This is a genomic window from Cellulomonas sp. PS-H5 (assembly GCF_019265565.1).
GTDB lineage: Bacteria > Actinomycetota > Actinomycetes > Actinomycetales > Cellulomonadaceae > Cellulomonas.
In genome coordinates this window covers 1-5,369 of the sequence record NZ_JAHVCI010000108.1, presented here as the reverse complement: position 1 = coordinate 5,369, position 5,369 = coordinate 1, and the positions used below count along the sequence as shown (strand labels likewise).

The window sequence follows — 5,369 nt, the reverse complement described above, 5'->3', positions numbered from 1 at the left end:
AACACTCCACTCGGCCCCGGGTCCGTCAGTCCTGGGGGGCACGGCGCTGGGTCAGCACGCCGTCCGGGGTCAGGGTCGCCTCCACGCGGACCAGCCACGCGGCGTCGTCGCGGTCCGGGTGGTCGCTGCGCAGGTGGCCGCCGCGGGTCTCCCGCCGGGTCGCCGCCGTGGCGGTCAGCACCGTGGCGACCTGGTGCACGTTCGTGGTCTCCCACTCCGCGACCTGGGGGTCGGCCACCGGCCGCTCGCCGCCCTCGACGGCGCGGTGCGCGTCCGTCCGCACGGCCGCGAGCGCCTGCGCGGCCGCCGCCAGCCCCGCCGCGGACCGCAGCACGCCCGGCCCGTCGGTGGCGATCCGCTGCACCCGGGACCGCGCCGCGCCGGCGACCAGGGCCTCGGGCCCGGGGCGCTCGACGGGCTCCGCGGGGCGCAGGGCGCCGGTCTCGACCCGGTGGGCGATGTCGTGCGCGGCGCGGTGCGCGAACACCAGGCCCTCGAGCAGCGAGTTCGACGCCAGCCGGTTCGCGCCGTGCACGCCGGTGCACGCGACCTCGCCGACCGCGTACAGCCCGGGCAGGGTCGACCGGCCGGCCAGGTCCGTGACGACGCCGCCCGAGTGGTAGTGCTGCGCCGGGGCGACGGGGACCAGGTCGGTCGCGAGGTCGAGGCCGTGCTCGGCCAGCCGGGCGCCGATGGTCGGGAACCGGCGGCGGATGCGCTCGGCACCGAGGTGCCGGGCGTCGAGCAGGACGTGGTCGGCGCCGGTGCGGGCCAGCTGCCGGACGATCGCCTTCGCCACGACGTCCCGCGGCGCGAGCTCGGCCTGCGGGTGCACGCCGACCATGAACCGGTGCCCGTCGACGTCGACGAGGTGCGCGCCCTCGCCGCGGACCGCCTCCGAGATGAGCGCGAGCTGGCCCTTCACCCCGGCGCCGAGCCACAGCACCGTGGGGTGGAACTGCACGAACTCCATGTCGCCGACCGCGGCGCCCGCGCGCAGGGCCGCGGCCAGGCCGTCGCCGGTCGCCTGGACCGGGTTGGTCGAGGACCGGAACACCTGGCCGATGCCGCCGGTCGCCAGCACCACGGCGGGCGCGAGCACGGCGCCGACGCCGTCCCGGCTGCCCTCGCCGATCACGTGCAGCGTCACGCCGCACACCGGCCCGGGCCGGCCGTCGCGCCCGGGGGCGCCGGTGAGCACGTCGAGCACCAGGGCGTGCTCGATCACCTCGATGCCCGGGTCCGCCTGCACGGCCGCGAGCTGCGCGACCAGCGCCCGGGAGATCTCGGCGCCCGTGGCGTCGCCACCCGCGTGCGCGACCCGGTCGGCGTGGTGGCCGCCCTCCCGGGTCAGGCTGAGGGTGCCGTCGGGCTCGGTGTCGAACACCGCACCGCGCGCCACGAGCTCGCGGACCCGCGCCGGGCCCTCGGTGACCAGCACCTCGACGGCCCGCGGGTCGCACAGGCCGACGCCCGCGACGAGCGTGTCCCGCAGGTGCGCCTCCGGGGAGTCGGCGGGGTCGAGCGCCGCGGCGATGCCGCCCTGCGCCCACACCGTCGACCCCGAGACCAGCCGGTCCTTGGTCACCAGCAGCACCCGCGGCACCCGGGCGCGCAGCTCGAGCGCCGCGGTGAGGCCGGCGATGCCGGAGCCGACGACCACGGCGTCCGCCCGGGCGGTCCAGCCCGGGGCGGGCGCGGCGAGCCGGCGGGCCAGCCGCGTGGTCACCGTCCGGCGCCCGCGTCCCGCCCGGCGTCGTTCGCCCCCGCCCCCAGGTCGTCGCGCACCGGGTGGTCCTGCGAGTCGCGCGCCCGGTCGGCGTCGGGCCCGGCCGCCCCGTCCCGCTCCACCAGCGTCCGCCCCTGGTCGAACGGCACGCCGCTCGGGTGCAGGCCCGACGCGGCGGTCCAGGACTCGGGGACCGTGCCCGGGTCGTGGCCCGTGTCCATGATCCGGTTCTCGGCGTCGACCAGGACGACGTGCGGCTCGTACGTCCGGGCCTCGGCGTCCGAGAGCATCCCGTAGGCGATGAGGATGACCACGTCGCCCGGGTGCACCAGGTGCGCGGCAGCGCCGTTGATGCAGATCTGCCCCGACCCGGCCTCGCCGGCGATCACGTAGGTGGTGAGCCGGGCGCCGTTGGTCACGTCGACGACGTCCACCTGCTGACCGGGCAGCAGGTCGGCCGCCGCCAGCAGGTGCGCGTCGACCGTGATCGAGCCGACGTAGTGCAGGTCCGCCTGCGTCACGGTCGCGCGGTGGATCTTGCCGATCATCATCGGCCGCTGCAGCGAGGTCATGGTCACGCCCACCTCACGTCGGAGTTGTCGATCAGCCGGGTCGTGCCGACGGTGGCCGCGAGCGCCAGGACCGCCGTCCGCCCGGCGAGGTCCGCCGCCGCGCCCGTCACGTCCTCGAAGGTCAGCGGGTCCACCACGGCCACGTAGTCGGTGCCGACCGCGGCGCCGTCCAGCACCGCTCGCGCCGCCGCGAGCACCGCGTCCGGGTCGCCCCCCGCGTCCGCCACCGCGCGGCCCGCGGCGAGCGCGCGGCTCAGCGCCAGCGCCTGCTCCCGCTCGGCCACCGACAGGTAGGCGTTCCGCGAGGACAGCGCGAGGCCGTCGGCGTCCCGCACCGTCGGCACGCCCACGACCTCGACGGGCACGTCCAGGTCCCGCACCATCCGGCGCACGGCCGCGAGCTGCTGCACGTCCTTGCGGCCGAACAGGGCGACATCCGGCGCGACCAGGTGCATGAGCTTGAGCACCACCGTGAGCACGCCGCCCAGGTGACCCGGGCGGGTCGCGCCCTCGTAGACCGTGCCGACCGCGCCGGCGGACACCCGCACGCCCGGGTCGCCGTCGGGGTAGACCACGTCGGGCGCCGGCGCGAACACGACGTCGCCCGCCCCCAGCAGGTCGGGGCCGGTGAGCGACGCCAGGTCGCCCTCGAGGTCGCGCGGGTAGCGGTCCAGGTCCTCCGACGGGGCGAACTGCAGCGGGTTCACGAAGATCGTCACCACCACCTGCTCGCCGCGGGCGCGGGCCTCGCGCACCAGCGACAGGTGGCCGGCGTGCAGCGCGCCCATCGTCATCACGACGGCGCGGCCGCCGGCCGGGCGGTCCGCGAGCGCCGCCGCGAGCTCGGGGCGCGTGCGCGCCAGCGTGGGGGCACCCGTGCGTGCCTCGGTCATCCCTGGTCCTCCTGGTCGGCGCCGGGCTCGTCCGTCCCGCCCGCGCCCTCGTCGTCCTGCGCGCCGTGCACCGTACTCCCGTCCGGGCCCCCGGTGTGAGCCGGGCCGGCACCACCCGGGGTGCCGCCGCGGGTGTCCCCCGGGTCGCGCGGCGCGGCCTCCGCCGCGGGGTCGCCCGTCGCCAGCGCGTCGAGCAGCGCCCGGCCCTGCTCGGCGCGCAGCAGCCCGGCCGCGAGCGCCCGCCCCGTCGCCGCGCGGGACAGCGCCCGGTAGGACGCGGCGACGTCGGTCGCGCCGGTCCGCACCCCGAGGTCGGTCAGCACGTCGAGGTGGTCGCGGACCGTCCCGGCGTCGCCGCGCCGCACCGGGCCGGTCAGCGTGGTGACCGCGCCGTTCGTGACCTCGCCCTCCGCGTCGCGCCCGCCGCCGGCCGACTCGGCCCGCAGCGACCCGTCGAGCGCCGCGGTGAGCAGGGGGCGCAGCACCGCGCCGGGGTCGGCGACGCCCGCGGCCGCGAGCGCCTGCCCGGCCTGCGCGACCAGCACGACCAGGTGGTTCGCGCCGTGCGCGAGGGCTGCGTGGTAGAGCGGGCGCGCGGCCTCGTCGAGCACGACCGGCTCGCCGCCCATCTCCACCACCAGCGCCTGCCCGATCGGCAGCACCGGCGTCGGCGCGGTCACCGCGAACGTGCAGCCGACCAGCCGGGACAGGTCGAGCGACGTGCCGGTGAAGGTCATCGCGGGGTGCAGCGCGATCGGGATGACCCCCTGCGCGCGCGCCGGGTCGAGCACCCCGGCCCCGTACCGACCCGCGGTGTGCACGACGATCTGACCCCCCTGCCACGCGCCGGTCGCCGCGAGGCCCGAGACGAGCTCCGCCAGCGCGTCGTCCGGCACCGCGAGCAGCACCAGCTCGGCGCGGCGCACCACCTCGGGCACGTCCAGCACCGGGACGCCCGGCAGCAGCGCGTCCGCCCGCTCCCGGGACGCCTCGGACACCGCGCTCACCCCGACCACCGGGTGCCCGGCCGCGCGCAGGGCGCTGCCCAGCACCGCGCCGACCCGGCCCGCGCCGACGACGCCGATCCCCAGCCGCGTCATGCCCGGCGCATCCACTGCTCCGGCCCCGCCCCGGCGCGCGCGGTGCGGGCCCGCGTCGCCTGCTCGTCGAGGAGGCCCGCGGCGACCCGCTGGTCGAGGTGGTCGACCCGCGGCGACACCGGCCCGGGCGTCGAGTGCAGCTGGAACGACGCCAGCCCCAGCCGGCGCTGCAGCGGCCCCTGCTCCAGCCCGAGCGACTGGGTGCGCTCGTGCGGCACGACGACGAGCTGGCGCACCAGCACCCCGGAGCGCAGCACCAGCGCGCGGTCGGTCACGGTCACGCCGTGCCGGCGCCAGCCGACCGGGTCGAGCCACCGGGACCGGCGCGGGGCCACGGCCCAGCCGCCGTCGGCGGTCCGGCCGACGAGCCCCGCCTCGACCAGCGCGCGCGGGTCCTCGGTGCCCAGGTCGGGCAGCACGAGCCAGAGCGCGAGCATCGCCTCGTCGCGCGTCCCGACGGGCAGCAGCACGTTCTCGGTCTGGGTCTGGTCGCCGCTGCTGCCGTAGCCCGCGACGTTCACCTCGACCCGCCACCAGTCCGGCTTGCGCCACAGCAGCCCCTGGGTGACGCGCACGGCCTGCACCCGGCCCGGCGGGACGGTCTGCGCCCGCGACTCGGTCAGGCCGTGCCGCAGCCGGATGCCGTCCGGGGAGATCGCCGCGCGGAAGTTCGCGCCCCGGTTGAACCGGGTCCACGTGTACGACACGACGCCGAGCAGGGCGGGCAGCAGCGCGAACGCCGAGCCGACCTGGCCGGTGCCCGCGATCAGCGCGCCGACGGCGCCGAGCATGACGACCAGCCAGATCGTCGCCGAGGACAGCAGCGTGGAGGCCAGCAGCCGGCCGACCGGGACCTCGTAGACCGGGTGCTCGGGCGCGACGGGCGCCGGGCCCTCCCAGCCGCCGTCGGCGTCCGGCTCGACCGGGAGGGTCAGGGCGGCGTCCGGGTCGGCGGTCGCGGGGTGGTCGGTGGCCGGGACCGCGCCGGGCGTCGTGGTGGCGAGGGGCGGGGCGGCGGGGGTGCCGGGCGCCGCCGGGGCGGTCGGGGCGGCGGACGGCGCTCCCGCGGGCCGCG

Annotated in this window: 5 protein-coding genes; all 5 read right to left on the bottom strand. The window is 78.5% G+C overall.

From position 1 onward, the window contains the following. Positions 1-25: 25 nt before the first annotated feature. A complete protein-coding gene (locus tag J5O08_RS20260) occupies positions 26-1,729 on the bottom strand; it encodes an L-aspartate oxidase (RefSeq protein ID WP_218708711.1) in 1,704 nt (567 codons plus the stop codon). Continuing rightward, positions 1,726-2,301 (bottom strand): aspartate 1-decarboxylase, encoded by a 576-nt coding sequence (gene panD, locus J5O08_RS20255; RefSeq protein WP_218708709.1) that lies wholly within the window; start codon positions 2,299-2,301, stop codon positions 1,726-1,728. The genes J5O08_RS20260 and panD overlap by 4 nt, the downstream gene beginning before the upstream one ends. Before the next feature lie 2 nt (positions 2,302-2,303). Then, positions 2,304-3,194 carry a pantoate--beta-alanine ligase gene (gene panC / locus J5O08_RS20250; RefSeq protein WP_218708707.1) on the bottom strand — a complete coding sequence of 297 codons (891 nt, stop codon included), beginning with the start codon at positions 3,192-3,194 and terminating at the stop codon, positions 2,304-2,306. After that, positions 3,191-4,294 (bottom strand): Rossmann-like and DUF2520 domain-containing protein, encoded by a 1,104-nt coding sequence (locus tag J5O08_RS20245; RefSeq protein ID WP_218708706.1) that lies wholly within the window; start codon positions 4,292-4,294, stop codon positions 3,191-3,193. The genes panC and J5O08_RS20245 overlap by 4 nt, the downstream gene beginning before the upstream one ends. After that, the coding region (locus J5O08_RS20240; RefSeq protein ID WP_218708705.1) for a PH domain-containing protein at positions 4,291-5,369 on the bottom strand (1,079 nt) is incomplete at its 5' end. The genes J5O08_RS20240 and J5O08_RS20245, both read right to left, overlap by 4 nt.

Coding starts and splice junctions, on each gene's coding strand:
- panD (WP_218708709.1), bottom strand. CDS start 2,301: ATGACCTCGCTGCAGCGGCCGATGATGATCGGCAAGATCCACCGCGCG.
- panC (WP_218708707.1), bottom strand. CDS start 3,194: ATGACCGAGGCACGCACGGGTGCCCCCACGCTGGCGCGCACGCGCCCC.
- J5O08_RS20245 (WP_218708706.1), bottom strand. CDS start 4,294: ATGACGCGGCTGGGGATCGGCGTCGTCGGCGCGGGCCGGGTCGGCGCG.